Here is a 15255-nt window from a genome sequence, read left to right as displayed (position 1 = left end):
CTCAATTGGACTCCTCCTTATAGGCGTGATAGTCTTTTTCTGAGATGCGAACGAATTTCACAATATCTCCCGCCCGCAGCAATGTCGGCGGGTTTTCCTGCGGCCGGAAAAGAGCCAGCGGCGTTTTGCCGATCAGCTGCCAGCCGCCCGGCGTTGAAATCGGATAAACGCCTGTCTGCAATCCCGCAATACCGACCGAACCTGCGGGAATCGACGGTCTTGGCGATGATTTTCTCGGAGCTGCAATGCGTTTTGACATCCCGCCTAGAAAAGGAAAACCGGGCGCGAAGCCAAGCATATACACCACATATTCACCGTTTGTATGAATGTCGATTACTTCCTCCGGTGACAGTTGATTGATCTTCGCCACCTCTTCTAAATCCGGACCGAATTCACCGCCATAGCAAACGGGAATTTCTACAATACGGCGGTTGACCTCATAGTCTTCGGCTATTTCTGCCAGCCGCTCTTCGACATCGCGCTTGACACTCTCAAAAGGTGAGCTTATGCCTTGAGGCAAATGCTTGTACACTTCATACATATCATAAAATACGGTTAGACTTGTAAAAGCCGGGATACATTCAATGAATCCCGGAAATGGCTGTTCTTCTATATAAGCGGCCGCTGCATGGACAATGCCGTTGACCTGTTCATTGATTTCTTCTCCGAATCGGATCATCATTGCAGAATCACCGAGCTGTTCGATTTGATATCGTACAGTCATCTTTCTCACCTCTTTTAATTCTCGTTCATCAGGATGACGAGAGGCTACAGCACCGCAAGCGACTCGTCTCGAATATCTGTGATGAGCATATGCCCCGGCGCATGTGTGATGACCATTTCAGGCTTTACATTCATAGCCACGGCTTGCGGGGTCACTCCGCATGCCCAAAAAACAGGAACCTCGCCGTCACGAATGGAAACGGCATCTCCGAAATCCGGTTTCCCGAGATCGCGAATCCCGATTGCTCCCGGATTGCCAATATGGATCGGCCCTCCGTGCACAGCCGGAAAACGCGAGGTCACTTGTGCAGCACGTACAGCCAGCCGTTCAGGAACCGGCCTCATGCTGACAACCATCTGTCCGTGAAACGCCCCCGCCGGAACACAATCGATATTCGTTTTATACATTGAGACGTTTGTCCCCTCATCAATATGCCGGACAGCTATCCCATTATTGATCAGTGCCTGTTCAAAGGAGAAACTGCATCCGATCAGAAAGCCGACAAAATCGTCCTCCCAGTATGGCGTAATATCAGATACTTCTTCCGTTAGGATACCGTGCCTGTAAATACGGTATTTCGGAAAGTCCGTTCTGATATCAGCATCCGGCGCAGCCAGAGACGGCACAGGCGAACCTGCTTCAGTCACATCCAGCACGGGGCAGGGCTTTTGATTTCGCTGGCAAAACAGCAGAAAATCAAACGCAAGGTCCTTTTTCAAAACCACAAGATTCGCTTGGGCGTAGCCGCCGGACATGCCTGCGGTCGGCCCGTTTATTTTCCCCTCTCGTATCAGGGCGCGTACATCCTTTGGCGCCATTTTGTTTAATTGCTCCACTTATATCAGCTCCACAATTGAGGAAGTTGTGTACATAACGTGTAGATTCCCATAACTGCCATTACAATCACTACAAGCGCGCCTGTGCTTGTCAGCCAAAGCGGATGCTTATAATCACCGACAATGTTTTTCTTGTAGGCGGCAACAAGCAGCGTTCCGAGCGCAATCGGCAGAATTAAGCCGTTCAGTGAACCGACAAGGACGAGGATCTTCGCAGGCTGGCCGATTGTGACAAAAGCTAACGTAGAAACCACAATAAATCCGATAATAATACCGCGTGAATTCTTTTCAATTTTTGGAGAAAAGGTTTTAAAAAATGAAACAGATGTATAGGCTGCTCCAATAACAGACGTAATCGCCGCAGACCACATGATCAATCCGAAAATTTTATAACCGACATTTCCAGCAGCCAGCTTGAAGACAGAAGCCGCCGGGTTGCTTTCATCGATGTGCAGGCCTTTCGATACAACGCCTAGAACCGCAAGAAAAAGAGCGATACGCATGACAGATGTAATTAAAATGCCGACAACCGAGCTCTTTGTCACCTGCGGAATGGATTCCTTTCCTTTAATTCCGGCATCAAGCAAACGGTGTCCTCCGGCAAATGTGATATAACCGCCGACGGTTCCGCCCACTAGGGTGACAATGGCAAATATGCTGATGTGTTCCGGGACGAATGTATTTGCGACTGCCTGTCCGACCGGAGGAGCTGTCGTCGCCGCAACGTAGACCGTTAAAATAATCATCACGAACCCCGCGATTTGCGTAAAACGGTCCATCGCTTTTCCTGCTTCCTTGATGACAAAAATCAAAATGGCGATAACGGCACTGATTAAAGCGCCTGTTTCAGGTGTAATGCCGAACAGCACCTGAAGTCCCAGCCCGGCCCCTCCGATATTCCCAATATTAAAAGCTAGTCCGCCAAGCACGACGAGAATGGCGATGAAATACCCCAGTCCGGGAAGCACCATATTCGCAATTTCCTGACCTCGTTTTCCAGAAACTGCGATGATGCGCCACACATTGGTTTGGGCGAAAATATCTAAAATAATAGAGATTAAGATGACAAAACCGAAGCTTGCTGCGAGTGTGTTTGTGAATGTTGCGGTTTGGGTGAGGAAACCCGGTCCGATTGCTGATGTCGCCATTAAAAAGGCGGCGCCCATCAGCAATGACCAGCTGCCCGCTTTTTTTCCTGCTGTCTTTTTCTGCTGCTCCATCTATTGTTCCTCCTTTATGTTGACCTCTGTTCTGAAATAGCTGTCACTTCAATTCCAGCCGCTTTGAGCTGTTTTCTGATTTTTTGCGCAAATGTCAGCGCATGGGCTCCATCTCCATGAATGCAGACTGTATCTGCTTTTAATGACACATCATGTCCTTGCTGAGATTTGACCGCCCCTTCTTTCACCATTTTGATGACCTGGGTGACGGCGGCATCATCACTTTCAATGAGTGCGTCCGGCTGGGAGCGCGGTGTCAGCGTGCCGTCCGATTGGTATGTTCTGTCGGCGAACACTTCATTTGCGGTCTGAAGTCCGATCCGTTCTCCCGCTTTTACAAGCTCGCTCTCAGCAAGACCGAAAAGAATCAGGCCGGGATCAACCTTATAGACAGCTTTCGCGATAGCATCCGACAGTTTTTGATCGACTGCCGCCATATTGTATAAAGCGCCATGCGGCTTGACGTGCTGCATGTGAAGTCCCTCTGCTTTTAGAAAGCCAGAGAGCGCGCCAATTTGATAAACGACAAGATCATACGCTTCCTCAGGAGAAATCGCCATATTGCGGCGCCCAAAACCGAGTAAATCCGGCAAGCCCGGATGCGCACCCATTTTCACGCCTCTTTCTGCTGCAAGCGCGACGGTTTTTCGCATAACACTAGGATCTCCTGCATGAAATCCGCATGCGATATTCGCTGATGTCACATACTCTAAAATATCTTGGTCAAGGCCTATCTTGTAGGCTCCGAAGCTTTCTCCTAAATCACAGTTTAAATCAATCTGAAACACAGAATCCCTCCTGCCAAAGCAAACGATATGCTTTATGTCATTTATTGTCCCGAAATTCGGAACGACTATTCCGAATTTTTGAACTTTATTTCATTATAAGTGAATCATATCAGTTTGTGAAATACTTTTGTCAGAAAACCTACCATGGTCCCAGAATAAAACCTGCCAAACTAAAAAAGAGAGTCCATCTTAGGACTCTCTTTTTTTATAGTACCCAATGGCGAATCGCTTTAGCGACACCATCCTCAATATTTGTATCCGTGATATAATCAGCCGTTTCTTTTACGATGTCTTGCGCATTGCCCATTGCGACGCCAAGACCCGCTTCTTTGATCATCGCAATGTCATTAAGGCTGTCGCCCATCGCCATCACATTCTCCATTGTAAAGCCGAGTTTTTCCGTAACCTTGGCAAGGGCTGCAGCTTTGTTGATGCCAAGCGCGTTGACTTCAATGTTTGTCGGACTTGAATTTGTGATTTCGAGCTCTTTGTTTTTTCTCAGCTCCTCAAGCACTTCGTTTCGGATATCGTCATCCTCGATGTCAAAGCCGAATTTGAGCCATTCATGATCCGTAATGTTTTCCGGAAACTCGCCTCTCCATACTTTATTCACCGTAGAAGCCCAGAAATTAGTGTTGTGCTTATTCCGCAAATCCCACATCATTTGAATATGGTCCGTATGAAGCAGCTTCCGTTCCACCAAATTAAAATTCGAATCCCAAATTTCACTGCCGTTTGCCGTGATTAGAAAGGATGACAGCTTTAGCGATTCCGCCAGCTCCCTGCACGTCATCAGCGTCCGGCCCGTGCTGATCACCACATACACACCTTTATCCTCCGCTTCACGAATGGCTTTGCGGTTTTCATCCGAGATCAGCTGCTCGTCGTTCAGCAGTGTACCATCCATATCAATTGCGATCAGCTTGATATCTACATCTTCTCTTTGAACAGACATATATGTACCTCTCTTTATCTTTTTGTTGTGCTTCTCTCTATTCTAATACATTATACCCAGCGGGACAAAAAAGCGATTTCCTATGTTTGAGGAGAATGAATAAGAGGAAAACAAACGGTGAGGTGATCAAACATGACAGAAAAAAAACAGCAAAACAAACCAAATGAAAACCCCGAGCACAACGACTTAACCGATCCGATTCCTAATGAAGAGCTGAAGGAAAATATGAATGATGAAAAACACAAACGCCAGCAAAGAGATAACTCTCAAAGCGAACGGGATTACGACACAAAATAGAACCCCTCACAAAATGTTGTGAAGGGTTTTTTTCATTTTTCAATATAGATGCCGATTTCAGCTTCAGCAACAGGCTGCTCTCCAACTGATGCCTTGGCATGTCCGAACACAAACCCGCGCCGATTGCGCGTGACTTCAAACGTAAGATCAAGCCGGTCACCAGGCACAGCTTCTCCCAGCTTTTCCGCTTTCTTCACCGAAGACAATAATCCCAAGCTGTTCTCATCTGTAATTCCTGTAAAAGCCGCGGTTTGCGCAAGCGCTTCAATCACAAGTGAAAACGGCATTTCTGTTTGCGTATCAGTGATAAACCAGTCGTTCTCACTAATCAGCTTATAAGCTGCCGCATGTTTGCCGGGCTCGCTATCCGTCACGCCATCAATAAACAAAAATGGATAGCGGTGAGGCAAAGATAATGAGTTCATTTTATATCTCCTTTTTTTGACCATTATATCTCAGCCTAAAGTGAAACGATAGGATATAATGGAAAAAACACAAAAGGAGGCCGTTATGTTCCCAAAACCGCTTGTCATTCTCGCACACGAAATATATGGTGTAAACAGCCATATGAAAAAGATGGGCCGGCTGATCAAAATGGCTGGATATGATGTGTTGACGCCCAACCTGCTCGGCGAGGATGAAGTCTACACACTGAAAGAAGAAAAAACGGCATACGAACAATTTACAAAACACGAAAGGCTGAAAACGGGAGAAACCATCATCCAGAATGTGATCAGGCAAAACGCCGGACGGCACATCTTTGTGATTGGATTCAGCGTGGGGGCTACTATCGCATGGAAATGCAGCAGTATGCCTGAGGTGAGCGGATCGGTTTGTTATTACGGTTCCCGGATACGCGACTCTCTTCATCACATGCCAGCCTGCCCGGTCCTATTGTTTTTCCCTAATTATGAGCCGTCGTTTGACGTAGCGCTTCTTATCAAAAAACTGCGGGAAAAACAGCATACCCATCTTGAGATTTACCAATTCGATGCGCTTCACGGCTTCGCCAATCCTGATTCTGTTTATTTCAACAGGGCCCTTTTCTTCAAAACGCTTTCTATCATAAAAAACGGGGCGGAAAGCCGGCTCCGCACCGTTTCATCATCATTTTTTTAAACGTGCACGGCGCTTTATTATCGGTGCCGTCATGTTCCATGTTCTTTTTGCATTGCATTTTATTTTGCCTGTCTCATCTCACCGAATGGATAAAAGACGAGAGATTCAGTACCGATGATATCGTCCTCAGAAGGCATGCCCATTCCGTTTCTGCTATCCAGTGAATTGAGACGGTTATCTCCCATCACAAAATATTTACCGGAAGGAACCTCAACTTCGAAGTCACCTGTTAAGGTTACACCCGACTCTTTGACCTCCTGTTTATATTCCTTTAAGTATGGTTCTTCCACCTTTTTATCATTTATGTATAGCTGATCATTTTTCATTTTAATGCTGTCACCAGGCAAACCGATTAAACGTTTGACAAATGAGCGGCCGCTCTTTTTGTCATGAATGACTATGATGTCTCCTCTGTGAAACCCGCCAGTCCATTTGACTGCTTTATCAACCAGAATTCTTTCTGAGTCTTTAAGCGTTGGGGCCATTGATGATCCTTCAATAAGAAAAGGCTTGTAAAACACCAATCTGATCGTAAAAATGAGAGCTGCGATCATAATGATACTGAGTACAACGATCGTTTTGATTTTTCTTTTTTTCTTTAACGTGATTGTTTTTGCATTCAACTTCCTTCACCCGATGCTTTCCTAAGAATTCCAAATTATTATACAGCATTTGGATCTGCTTGGTTAGACTTTCGTGGAAATTTTCGTAAGGAAATGGACAGGCCGGGGCAGCCATCTGCCACCGGCCTGATTCATCAGAGCTTTCTTAAGCGCGAACAGATTTCATCAGTGACCTCAGCCGTTGTGCTTTGTCCCCCAATGTCGCGTGTTTTGATGCCGTCGGCAGTCACTTGCTCCATTACATCCAGAATTTTCGCCCCCAATTCTTCCTCTCCGAAGTGGTCGAGCATCAGCTTCGCTGTCCAAATCTGGCCGATCGGATTGGCAAGGCCCTGTCCGGCAATGTCAGGAGCTGAGCCGTGAACCGGTTCAAACATGGACGGATATTTGCCGGATGGATTGATGTTCGCAGAAGGCGCAATGCCGATGCTTCCCATCAGGCTTGAGCTGATGTCGGTTAAAATATCACCGAACAAGTTGCTCGCCACAATGACATCAAACGTTTCCGGACGCGTCACAAAAAAAGCGGCCAGCGCATCAATATGCTGAGATGATGTTTCGATTCCGCTATAATCAGCGGCTGTCTGCTGAAAGACTTCATCCCAAAACGGCATCGCGTGATAAATGCCGTTAGACTTTGTGGCGCTTGTCACATGGCTGCGCCGTTTTTTCGCCAATTCGAAGGCAAAGCGCATGACACGTTCTGTCGCTTTTCTCGTAAACACGGCATTCTGGATGGCGATTTCATCATCGCCTCTGTGAATGCGCCCGCCAACTTCACTGTATTCACCTTCACTGTTCTCGCGAATCACCACGAAGTCAAAATCATTTGGATGCAGAAGCGGCGACGTAATGCCTGCCATTTGTTTGGCGGGTCTCATATTAATGGAAAGCTCAAGCTCCCTCCGGATTTTCAGCAGCAGCCCCCATAACGATATATGATCGGGAACCAGCTTCGGATTTCCGACAGCTCCCAAAAAAACTGCTTCAAATTGAGTAAGCGTATGTATTCCATCTTCGGGCATCATTTTGCCGTGCTCCAAGTAATAATCACAGCTCCATGGAAAAGCTGTGAATGAGAATGACAAACCTCCGTGTACCTCAGCCGCTGTATGAAGCACTTTCTCAGCAGCCGCTACAACCTCTTTTCCTACTCCGTCTCCCGGTATTGCCGCAATCTCAAATTGTTTCATCGTCATTCTCCTTCCCCTGTTATCGTAAGCGCTTTCTATTATACTAGATTGCGAGATAGTAAAAAAAGCCCGTGACATTGTGTCACGGGTGGTCGGTTATTGATTAAGTTTCTTTAAAATGATGGCGTGCAACGGTTCATGGGACTGAATGCCGCACACCTCTTGAAGTACGCCGCTGTATCCTTTTTCTTCGATCAGCGCTTGCAGTTCAACCGCTTCAGGGTCACCGGTGAAATCGAAGCGCAGTGCTGCGGCAATTCCTTCAGCCAGTGCATTCGGTTCTTTTATTTTCTTTGCCGGGCCTACAAGTCTATCATTTTCTCCCAGTTTTCTGAGAGGTGACCTCGCTACGCGGGTCACATCGTCCGAAATGAAAGGATTTTCAAAGCGACCGATGATTTTTTTGATATATTGTTCGTGTTCAGTTTGCTTAAAGCCATACGATTTGACGAGATAGTCACCAGTTTCAAGCAGCGCCGAATGAACAACACGGCGGATTTCCGGATGATCAATTGCTTCTTTGACCGTTTTGAGTCCGCGCTGATAGCCGACATACGCTGTGACCGCGTGTCCGGTATTGACCGTAAACAGCTTCCGTTCGATGTACGGCGTTAAATCATCAACAAACAGTGCGCCGTTTATGACTGGTGTTTTCCCTTTAAAGCCTGATTCATCAATGACCCATTCGAAAAATGGTTCAACCGATACTTTCAGCGGGTCTTCATGATGCTGAATCGGGACGATCCGGTCAACGGCAGAATTCGGAAAACCTACCGTTTCACTGACGGATTTCTGCTCTGCTTCCGTTAAATGGCTGTATATTTCTTTCTTTAAGAAGCTGCTTCCGCCAATCATATTTTCGCAGGCAATGATATTCAGTGTGTTTGCAGTATTTCTTCGTCTTAAACCTTCTGCGATAGACGGGGCAATCAGCTTCAGCACATTCGGGCCGACAGCTGTTGTGATGAGCGCCGCCTCATTCATCAGCCGGTACAGCTCCTCGGTCTGACTGCCGCTGTTAATAGCGCTCACCGGGCCAATGATCTCCGATGAACGTCCCTCTTCCGCCAGTTCCACTGTGTATTCTTTTTTTTCATTGAGGAGGCTGACCATCGTTTCGTTCACATCCGCAAACACCACATCATAGCCGGAGTGGTGAAGCAGCGCGCCGATAAATCCTCTCCCGATATTTCCCGCACCGAAATGTAAGGCGATCATGTCAGTTCACCTCGTTGAAAATGGCGATCAAATCTTCTTCGCTTTTAGCGGAGATCAGGCGTTCAATGTTTTCTTCTTCTGAACAGATAATGGCGATGTTAGACAAAATGTCTAAATGCTCATTATTTTTACCCGCAATGCCGAATACCACTTTTGCCGTGTTGCCTTCTCCGTACTCAACGCCCTCTGGAATCTGTATGATTGAAATTCCTGAGTGAAGCACCTCGCTTTTCGCTTCTTCTGTGCCGTGTGGAATGGCAATGAAATTCCCCATAAACGTAGAAGACGTTTCTTCACGTTCAAACATTTTGCTAATGTAATCCTCTGTCACGTAGCCGTTGTCAATCAGCGTCTGGCCTGCCAATTTGATAGCCTCTTCTTTTGATGATACCGTTTGATTGAGTTTAATGTTTTCCTTTGCGAGTACTTGCATGACAATCACTCTCTTTCTATAAGATTACTTTTTCAGCTTTTCAATCAGCTCGTCGTATTTCGGGCTGTTTAAGAAGTTATCCACTGATATGTGCGTCGCGTTCGGCAGCTTTGCTTTCGCGCGGTCTGTTAAATCTTTGTGGGTGATGACAATATCCGCATCGCTTGGCAGATTGTTAATGGCCGTGTTGGTCACACTGATGTCAAGCTCCGCTTTTTTCACTTTGTTTCTTAAGATGGATGCCCCCATGGCACTTGATCCCATTCCCGCATCACACGCAAAGATAATTTTGTTCACGCTTTCAGGAGACAGCTCAGACGCTTCTTCTGCTTTGGCTTGTTCCGCCTCTAAAGCAGCTGCTGCTTGGCTTTTCTTCCCCTTCATGGACTGCATTTTTTCTGTTGCGGCAGCCAGGTCTTCTTCACTAGCTTTAGAGGATTTCAGGATCACTGCTGAAACGATGAACGATACAGCTGCAGCGACCAATACACCCGCCAATACGCCGAAATAGCCTCCTCTTGGCGTCATTGCCATCAATGCGATAATGCTTCCCGGTGACGCTGCCGCGACAAGTCCGGCATTAAAGATCGTAAATGTTAAGAGTCCGCTTGCTCCGCCGGCAATGGCTGCGAGAATCAGGGCCGGTTTCATCAGAATGTACGGGAAGTAAATCTCGTGAATCCCTCCGAAGAAATGGATGATCGCCGCACCGGGAGCCGTTGATTTTGAAGATCCTTTGCCAAAGAACATGTAGGCCAGCAAAATGCCGAGCCCCGGTCCAGGGTTTGCTTCTACTAAAAACAGAATTGATTTTCCTGTTTGAGATGCTTGCTCGATTCCGATCGGGCTTAAGATTCCATGGTTTATGGCGTTGTTAAGGAACAACACTTTCGCCGGTTCTACAAAAACACTGGCTACCGGCAGTAAATTAGCGTGTACAATGACTTCCACACCAGCCGCCAGCAATTTATTTAGCGTCAAGACAACCGGGCCGATGGCGTAAAACGCGAGAATCGTTAAAGCCGCGCCGACAATCCCTGCCGTAAAGTTGTTGATCAGCATTTCAAAGCCTTGCTTGACTTTATCCTTGAATAATTTATCAGTCTGTTTAATGAGGTATCCGCCAAGCGGACCCATAATCATTGCGCCTAAAAACATTGGAATATCCGATCCTACAATCACCCCAATTGCCGCTGTCGCTCCGACAACTCCGCCGCGGTGGTCGTAGATCATTTTTCCGCCTGTATACGCTATCAAAAGCGGCAATAAATACGTAATCATCGGGCTGACCAGCGTGTTCAGCTGTTCATTCGGAAACCATCCTGCCGGAATAAACAGCGCGGTAATGATACCCCACGCGATAAACGCGCCGATATTCGGCATGATCATTCCGCTCAAATAACTCCCAAAGCGTTGCACTTTCACTTTCATGCCGCCTTGCTGCTGTTCTTGCTGCTGCATATATAAACCCTCCCTGTTTTGTTTGTCGCTGTAAGATACAAAAATATGTTCAGAGAATGATGCTTCCCTTTGACTCTATGTTAAAACGCTTACAGTCCCTATACAATTGAAAGTAAAGAGGACTTTGGCACATGACTGTGACAATTTTTTAAAAATAAAAAGGCTCCTGGTTTCAGGAGCCTTTTCTCTTTCCTCTATAAATGATGTTGCCATTTTGAATCACGTACTTTGCAATCATCCGCTCACTCACAATAAAAACGGGATACGCGCACACAAGCGCAAATACAGCCATCGGCACGTGCTGTACAGCTGGCAGCACTGAGCCTGCCGCATTGCGGAGGAGCATCAAAAGATAAATAAGCAGCACGATGGCCGCTAATGATACCAGCATAATCGGAGCTGAAACTTTATATTCATAAAGCCGTTCCCGGCAGTGGCCGCAGCGAAATTGACAAGGCACATTTGATGATCTGACCATATCGCCTGTCAAAGGTTTGCCGCAGTTCGGGCATGGTGTTTCTTTCATAGGGTATTCCTCACTTTCTATTCCATCTGTCTATTATACCAGAGTCCCTTCTGTTTCGTTTTGTTGCTGTTCAACACATTTTCACATTTTTTATCATCCACTTACTTGTCTCCGTCTCTAAAATCCTCTACGCTTAAATAGATCTTAATGAAGAGGGTGTATGAATGCTTCCGATTAATAGACAGCAACACATACTGAAGTGGCTGAAAGAAGAAGGCTCGCTTAGAATTTCTGACATCAGCGCAAGGTTCGGCGTTTCGGAAATGACGGTATATAGAGATGTCAATCAGCTGGTTCAGTCAAATCAGGTCATTAAAACGGCCGGCGGCATCACGCTCCCCGTCCGAACACCTCAAACAGATCATATGTGCAGCTATTGCTTGAAGCCCGTCAATCAAGCTCATTCGGTTCAGCTGATTACGGTAAACCAAGACATTGAACAGCTATGCTGCGCACATTGCGCGTTTTTGCGTTACGCGGATAAAACGGAAGAGGTTTCACACTTGATTTGCAGAGATTTTCTGTTACAGACAACCGTCAGTGCCGGTTCGGCTTATTTCGTCGTAAATGCTGAATTAAACCTGCACTGCTGCCAGCCGCAGGCCATTCCGTTTGCGACACTTGACCATGCCGAACGATTTCAAAAAGGATTCGGCGGAGCCGTCTGCACTTTCGACCAAGCGCTGGAAGACATGCTTCAAGACCGAAAGAAACGCTGCACCTGCACCAAGAAATAACACAACACATACAGCGGAAGGTGGTGTCTGAGTGATGAAGCGAAACAGATGGTGGATCATCCTTCTGCTTTTTCTTGTTTTCCTGCCGAAAACAAGCTTTGCTCACGCCTATATTGTCAAATCTTCACCTGGGGAAAACAGCGAATTAAAAAGCGCCCCTGCGCAGGTGGAAATCGAATTTAATGAACCGGTTGAAGAAGGGTTTCATTACATTAAAGTCTATAATTCAAACGGCGACCGTGTGGATACGGACAAGACTGAAATCAAAAAAGATAATCATCACATCATGACAGTGAAGCTGAAGAAGAATCTGCCTAAAGATGTGTACAGAGCGGAATGGAATGCCGTATCCGCGGATGGACATCCTGTTTCCGGCGTCATTCCGTTCAGTATCGGGAAAGCGGATGGCGGATTCAGCAGCCAAAAAGCAGCCGATTCAGCGCTGAATCCGGGAACAGCAGCAGATCGCGCGATTCTGTATACAGCCTTATCTCTGTTTATCGGAACGGTTTTCTTCCATCTTTTCTGGTATAAAGGGAAATCAGAACAGCTCGTCAAACGGACGAGACGTATCCTGACCGGCTCGATCGCAGCATTGGGGCTGGCGCTTTTGCTTCAGCTTCCGATTCAGACAAAAGCGAACGCAGGCGGCGGCTGGGGCAGCGCATTCCAGCCGGGCTACATCAGAGAAACACTGTTTGAGACAGCAGGCGGCTCCATTTGGATCATACAGGCTGCGCTGTTCGTGCTGCTCGCACTGTCTGTCATCCCTGCGATACGGAAAAACCGCTTTTCATCCTTTGGCTATTGGACAGCGCCGCTCATTTTCTTTTTCGGTCTCCTGCTTGCCAAGGCGTTTACCGGGCATGCTGCTGTCGTTGAAGAAAAAACGGTCGGCATTTTGATGGATTTCCTTCATTTAACTTCCGCTTCCATCTGGGTCGGCGGAATAGCGGCACTCGTTTTGCTGCTCTCAAAAGAATGGAGGCAGCCTGACAAAACGCTCGCGTGGGAGACGGTCAGACGGTTCTCCCCATGGGCGCTCACTGCAGTCGGCGTCATTTTGTTTTCAGGCTTGCTCAATGGATTTTTCATCATTCGTTCAATGGATTCACTGTTCCATACAGCGTACGGACAAGCTCTTTTAGTGAAAAGCGGGCTGTTTGTTTTCATGCTGGTCTTAGGCGCAATTCATTTTCTGCTTACCAGAAAGCAGCGCCGCACAGGAATCAGCCGAACGTTGAAAGCGGAGTGGGCAATCGGCATCGCTGTATTGATCACAGCGGCCGTGTTTACAAGCCTGCCAAGCCCGCCTGAGCCAGCGCCGGAACCGTTCTACCAAACCAAAGCGATAGAGAACGGACAAAGCGTTTCTCTCAGCATCAGCCCAAACCAGCCTGGAAAAAATGTTTTTGAGCTGCGGGTCACCGACCATAACGGTGATCCCGTGAAAAACATCCAGCAAATCACGTTAACCGTTTATAAAACAGGCCTGTCAGGCAGCGAAAACAAAAGCACCTTTACATTAAAAGAAAAAACAAAAGGCGTCTTCCAAGATCAAAACCTGTCGATTAATGAAAAAGGAAACTGGAAGATCAAAGTCCACGGCCTGACCGGCGACTTTAACGAAATCAATATCATGTTTACAAAGACCAATTAAGGAGTGTTTACGTTGTTGAAAAAAATCGCATTGACACTATGTCCGGCTATTGTCGGCTCCCTCTTATTCTTTACGGCCCCTGCCAGCGCGCATGTTTCTGTAAAACCGGCTGAGTCTGCTGCAGGCTCTTGGGAAACGTATACAATGAAGGTTCCTTCTGAGAAAAATCTGCCGACAACGAAGGTTGTCCTCAAAATGCCGAAGGATGTTGAATTCCAGCAATATGAGCCAATTCCGGGCTGGAAGGTTTCCACTCAAAAACATGATGACAAATCAGTATCCGTGACATGGGAGGCGACTGACGGAGGCATTCAGGAAGGCCAGTTCCAGCAGTTTACCTTTGTTGCCAAAAACCCTGACAAAGCGGAGGAAGCTGCTTGGGACGCATACCAATATTACAAAGACGGCAGCATTGTTGAGTGGACAGGTGACGAGGATGCCGATACACCTCATTCCATTACAAACATCACGTCTGCAAAGCAAGTGACAGATGAGCACGGCGCCACGAAAACAGAAGACGATTCCGAAAACTCAGGTTCTTCAGCTCTAGACATTACAGCGATGGTGCTGTCTGCGGCTGCCATTATTTTATCTGTAGCAGCACTTGTAAAGAAAAAGCGTGCCTAATAAAGAAAGCGATCCAGATGTCATGTCTGGGTCGCTTTTTATGTTTAACCGCGGCCTGCCTGGAATGAAGGATATTGTGTCATACCGCCGTCCGCGAATAACGTGATGCCTGTGACGTAGCTGGCTTCCTTCGAAGCAAGCCAGGCTGCTACTGCGGCGATCTCCTCCGGTTCGCCGATATATCCCATTGGAATCATGCTTTCTACATCAGCTTTCTGTTTAGGGTCAGCGAATTTTTCAGCATTGATTGGCGTGTTGATCGCACCTGGCCCAATATTATTGACGCGAATGCCCTTCGGCGCGTATTCCAACGCTAATGTTTCTGTCATCAGCTTTATCCCGCCTTTACTTGCCGCATAGTGGACAAATAACGGCCAAGGAATCACTTCGTGCACACTGGACATGTTAATGACATTTCCCTTGATATCGTTTTCTACGAAATATTTAATCGCTTCACGGCTTCCTAAAAAGGCACCCGTTAAGTTCGTGCCGATGACTTTATCCCAATCCTTGAGCGGCATTTCGTGAGATGGCACAGGATTTTCAAGACCGGCATTATTAATCATAATATCGAGTGTGCCGAACTCCTTAATTGCCGTTTGCACGATATTTTTTACATCTTCCTCTTTCGTGACATCTCCTTGGACGACAACAGCTTCACCGCCCGCCTTGATGACCTCTTCTTTTACCTCGTTCGGATCTTGTTTATTACTATAATAGTTGATAACCACTTTTGCCTGCTCCTTGCCGAAGCGAATGGCCATCGCCTTTCCGAGCCCTGAAGCAGCTCCTGTAATAGCGACGACTTTTCCTTTTAAATCCGGATACATATACATCC

18 protein-coding genes are annotated in these 15255 nt (G+C 46.9%); 5 read left to right on the top strand and 13 right to left on the bottom strand.

The features are described from left to right. Nucleotide 1: 1 nt before the first annotated feature. The 5 genes from pxpB to ribZ all read right to left on the bottom strand — a co-directional run bounded on the left by pxpB (nucleotide 2) and on the right by ribZ (nucleotide 4523). Entirely contained in the window at nucleotides 2-724 is a 723-nt protein-coding gene (pxpB, locus tag BSU_04080) for an L-5-oxoprolinase (ATP-dependent) subunit B (protein ID NP_388290.2), read from the bottom strand. 44 nt (nucleotides 725-768) lie between these two features. Further along, a complete protein-coding gene (pxpI, locus tag BSU_04070; protein ID NP_388289.3) occupies nucleotides 769-1542 on the bottom strand; it encodes a putative D-5-oxoproline epimerase in 774 nt (257 codons plus the stop codon). Nucleotides 1543-1565: 23 nt separating this feature from the next. After that, entirely contained in the window at nucleotides 1566-2780 is a 1215-nt protein-coding gene (pxpG, locus tag BSU_04060; RefSeq protein NP_388288.3) for a 5-oxoproline transporter, read from the bottom strand. 14 nt (nucleotides 2781-2794) lie between these two features. Beyond that, entirely contained in the window at nucleotides 2795-3568 is a 774-nt protein-coding gene (pxpA, locus tag BSU_04050; protein ID NP_388287.3) for an oxoprolinase subunit A, read from the bottom strand. A 205-nt stretch (nucleotides 3569-3773) separates the two neighbouring features. Beyond that, nucleotides 3774-4523 carry a 5-amino-6-ribitylamino-2,4(1H, 3H)-pyrimidinedione 5'-phosphate phosphatase / 5' nucleotidase gene (gene ribZ / locus BSU_04040; protein ID NP_388286.2) on the bottom strand — a complete coding sequence of 250 codons (750 nt, stop codon included), beginning with the start codon at nucleotides 4521-4523 and terminating at the stop codon, nucleotides 3774-3776. Nucleotides 4524-4655: 132 nt separating this feature from the next. Between ribZ and yczO the strand changes: the two genes are divergently transcribed. Then, nucleotides 4656-4820, top strand: a complete 165-nt coding sequence (gene yczO, locus BSU_04039) for a hypothetical protein (protein ID YP_003097679.1) — start codon at nucleotides 4656-4658, stop codon at nucleotides 4818-4820. A 32-nt stretch (nucleotides 4821-4852) separates the two neighbouring features. Here the strand turns inward: yczO and ycsD are convergent, their stop codons facing one another. Continuing rightward, entirely contained in the window at nucleotides 4853-5245 is a 393-nt protein-coding gene (gene ycsD, locus BSU_04030) for a putative hydroxyacyl-(acyl carrier protein) dehydratase (protein NP_388285.2), read from the bottom strand. 85 nt (nucleotides 5246-5330) lie between these two features. Between ycsD and yczH the strand changes: the two genes are divergently transcribed. Further along, a complete protein-coding gene (yczH, locus tag BSU_04020) occupies nucleotides 5331-5939 on the top strand; it encodes a putative hydrolase (RefSeq protein NP_388284.2) in 609 nt (202 codons plus the stop codon). A gap of 59 nt (nucleotides 5940-5998) precedes the next feature. On the opposite strand, the gene sipU is transcribed toward yczH, so the two are convergent. The 6 genes from sipU to ycnL all read right to left on the bottom strand — a co-directional run bounded on the left by sipU (nucleotide 5999) and on the right by ycnL (nucleotide 11393). Next, nucleotides 5999-6562: a type I signal peptidase gene (sipU, locus tag BSU_04010; RefSeq protein NP_388283.1), complete on the bottom strand. Its 564-nt coding sequence runs from the start codon at nucleotides 6560-6562 to the stop codon at nucleotides 5999-6001. Between the two features lie 134 nt (nucleotides 6563-6696). Continuing rightward, nucleotides 6697-7761 carry a putative tartrate dehydrogenase gene (ycsA, locus tag BSU_04000; protein NP_388282.3) on the bottom strand — a complete coding sequence of 355 codons (1065 nt, stop codon included), beginning with the start codon at nucleotides 7759-7761 and terminating at the stop codon, nucleotides 6697-6699. Nucleotides 7762-7851: 90 nt separating this feature from the next. Next, nucleotides 7852-8973 carry a mannitol-1-phosphate 5-dehydrogenase gene (gene mtlD, locus BSU_03990; protein NP_388281.2) on the bottom strand — a complete coding sequence of 374 codons (1122 nt, stop codon included), beginning with the start codon at nucleotides 8971-8973 and terminating at the stop codon, nucleotides 7852-7854. 1 nt (nucleotide 8974) lies between these two features. After that, nucleotides 8975-9406 (bottom strand): phosphotransferase system (PTS) mannitol-specific enzyme IIA component, encoded by a 432-nt coding sequence (gene mtlF, locus BSU_03982; RefSeq protein YP_003097678.1) that lies wholly within the window; start codon nucleotides 9404-9406, stop codon nucleotides 8975-8977. Nucleotides 9407-9430: 24 nt separating this feature from the next. Beyond that, nucleotides 9431-10867 carry a phosphotransferase system (PTS) mannitol-specific enzyme IICB component gene (gene mtlA / locus BSU_03981; RefSeq protein ID NP_388280.2) on the bottom strand — a complete coding sequence of 479 codons (1437 nt, stop codon included), beginning with the start codon at nucleotides 10865-10867 and terminating at the stop codon, nucleotides 9431-9433. 172 nt (nucleotides 10868-11039) lie between these two features. Next, a complete protein-coding gene (ycnL, locus tag BSU_03970) occupies nucleotides 11040-11393 on the bottom strand; it encodes a putative reductase or disulfide isomerase (protein ID NP_388279.1) in 354 nt (117 codons plus the stop codon). 164 nt (nucleotides 11394-11557) lie between these two features. Between ycnL and cutR the strand changes: the two genes are divergently transcribed. Genes cutR through cutI form a run of 3 tightly spaced genes read left to right on the top strand, consistent with a single transcriptional unit; the run spans nucleotide 11558 to nucleotide 14417 of the window. Beyond that, nucleotides 11558-12130, top strand: a complete 573-nt coding sequence (gene cutR / locus BSU_03960) for a transcriptional regulator of copper intake (CutR-Cu(+)) (RefSeq protein ID NP_388278.1) — start codon at nucleotides 11558-11560, stop codon at nucleotides 12128-12130. A 34-nt stretch (nucleotides 12131-12164) separates the two neighbouring features. After that, the gene (cutJ, locus tag BSU_03950; RefSeq protein ID NP_388277.2) at nucleotides 12165-13790 is read left to right on the top strand and encodes a copper import permease subunit; all 1626 of its coding nucleotides are present in this window, start codon (nucleotides 12165-12167) and stop codon (nucleotides 13788-13790) included. A 12-nt stretch (nucleotides 13791-13802) separates the two neighbouring features. Beyond that, nucleotides 13803-14417: a putative membrane protein involved in copper intake gene (cutI, locus tag BSU_03940; protein NP_388276.1), complete on the top strand. Its 615-nt coding sequence runs from the start codon at nucleotides 13803-13805 to the stop codon at nucleotides 14415-14417. Between the two features lie 44 nt (nucleotides 14418-14461). Here the strand turns inward: cutI and gdh are convergent, their stop codons facing one another. After that, nucleotides 14462-15247, bottom strand: a complete 786-nt coding sequence (gene gdh / locus BSU_03930; RefSeq protein NP_388275.1) for a forespore glucose 1-dehydrogenase — start codon at nucleotides 15245-15247, stop codon at nucleotides 14462-14464. Nucleotides 15248-15255 lie beyond the last annotated feature (8 nt).

The sequence above is a fragment of the Bacillus subtilis subsp. subtilis str. 168 genome (assembly GCF_000009045.1).
Lineage (GTDB): Bacteria > Bacillota > Bacilli > Bacillales > Bacillaceae > Bacillus > Bacillus subtilis.
Note: the sequence above shows the minus strand (reverse complement) of the source record. Positions and strands in the feature narration are given on the sequence as shown.

Excerpts from the sequence above, each read along its gene's own strand:
- pxpB (NP_388290.2), bottom strand. The coding sequence starts at position 724 with ATGACTGTACGATATCAAATCGAACAGCTCGGTGATTCTGCAATGATG.
- pxpI (NP_388289.3), bottom strand. The coding sequence starts at position 1,542 with ATGGCGCCAAAGGATGTACGCGCCCTGATACGAGAGGGGAAAATAAAC.
- pxpG (NP_388288.3), bottom strand. The coding sequence starts at position 2,780 with ATGGAGCAGCAGAAAAAGACAGCAGGAAAAAAAGCGGGCAGCTGGTCA.
- ribZ (NP_388286.2), bottom strand. The coding sequence starts at position 4,523 with ATGTCTGTTCAAAGAGAAGATGTAGATATCAAGCTGATCGCAATTGAT.
- yczO (YP_003097679.1), top strand. The coding sequence starts at position 4,656 with ATGACAGAAAAAAAACAGCAAAACAAACCAAATGAAAACCCCGAGCAC.
- ycsD (NP_388285.2), bottom strand. The coding sequence starts at position 5,245 with ATGAACTCATTATCTTTGCCTCACCGCTATCCATTTTTGTTTATTGAT.
- yczH (NP_388284.2), top strand. The coding sequence starts at position 5,331 with ATGTTCCCAAAACCGCTTGTCATTCTCGCACACGAAATATATGGTGTA.
- ycsA (NP_388282.3), bottom strand. The coding sequence starts at position 7,761 with ATGACGATGAAACAATTTGAGATTGCGGCAATACCGGGAGACGGAGTA.
- mtlD (NP_388281.2), bottom strand. The coding sequence starts at position 8,973 with ATGATCGCCTTACATTTCGGTGCGGGAAATATCGGGAGAGGATTTATC.
- mtlF (YP_003097678.1), bottom strand. The coding sequence starts at position 9,406 with ATGCAAGTACTCGCAAAGGAAAACATTAAACTCAATCAAACGGTATCA.
- mtlA (NP_388280.2), bottom strand. The coding sequence starts at position 10,867 with ATGCAGCAGCAAGAACAGCAGCAAGGCGGCATGAAAGTGAAAGTGCAA.
- ycnL (NP_388279.1), bottom strand. The coding sequence starts at position 11,393 with ATGAAAGAAACACCATGCCCGAACTGCGGCAAACCTTTGACAGGCGAT.
- cutR (NP_388278.1), top strand. The coding sequence starts at position 11,558 with ATGCTTCCGATTAATAGACAGCAACACATACTGAAGTGGCTGAAAGAA.
- cutJ (NP_388277.2), top strand. The coding sequence starts at position 12,165 with ATGAAGCGAAACAGATGGTGGATCATCCTTCTGCTTTTTCTTGTTTTC.
- gdh (NP_388275.1), bottom strand. The coding sequence starts at position 15,247 with ATGTATCCGGATTTAAAAGGAAAAGTCGTCGCTATTACAGGAGCTGCT.